This window comes from Frankia sp. CcWB2 (assembly GCF_977927585.1).
On sequence record NZ_CDWRCM010000126.1, the window covers coordinates 11,522 to 12,281 of the forward strand.

Below are 760 nucleotides of genomic sequence, written 5' to 3' on the forward strand. Positions count from 1 at the left end.
ACAACACCGCCTCCGGGCCGTGGGCCAACAGCTCCGGGTCGGACTCCATCCGCCGGCGCACCCGAGGCAGATCCGGTGCATCCCCGTGCCGAACTGTGATGACGAAGTCGTCCCCGACGAAGACGTGCAGTTCGGAAAAGTCAACCTCTTCCCGCGCGTCGTCATAGCGGGCGGCCCGCAACACCACGAACAGGGTCTTGCCGTACCGTTCCAGCTTCGGCCGTTGATGCGCCTGCACCGCGTCCTCGATCGCCAGCTCGTGCAGGTCGAACTCGGCCGCGATCGAAGCGATCTCCCGCTCGTCCGGGTGGACCAGACCGATCCACGCCAGATCCTGCTTGTTCCGGCCCCGGCGGTCCCGCAGCAACTGGTAGGTCTCGCCCAGCGAGCCCGGCCGCGCCAAGCGCCGGCCCGCGGCGTAAAACGCGTTCTCCACGACAGTCATCACGTCAGCTCCCCGGGCCGCGAACGGCATCCGCGTCCGCCCGCATGGTTGTGTCGGCAGGGTCAGGCCGGGGCGGCAGCCGCTGCGCAACGACCTCCCGACGGTGCGCAGCTGGCTGATGCCGCCCGACGTGGTCGTCTCACCTGCGACGGGACTGCTCGGCTAGATCATCAGTCTGACGGGGCAGGCTCAGGCGAGGGGGGTCACCGAGGCGACGGGGGTCACCGAGTCAGCCCAGGACAGACGGCAACTATGGCCGGGACTCATCCCGCCACCCCCCTTCCACCAGGCGCCCGCAGGCGCGAGTAGTCCAGG

The 760-nt window shown here is 69.3% G+C and carries 1 protein-coding gene; it reads right to left on the bottom strand.

All coding sequences use genetic code 11. From position 1 onward, the window contains the following. A partial coding sequence (locus tag ACY45C_RS14040) for a CorA family divalent cation transporter (protein WP_462188051.1) occupies positions 1-475 on the bottom strand: 475 nt, incomplete at its 3' end. Positions 476-760: the final 285 nt, after the last annotated feature.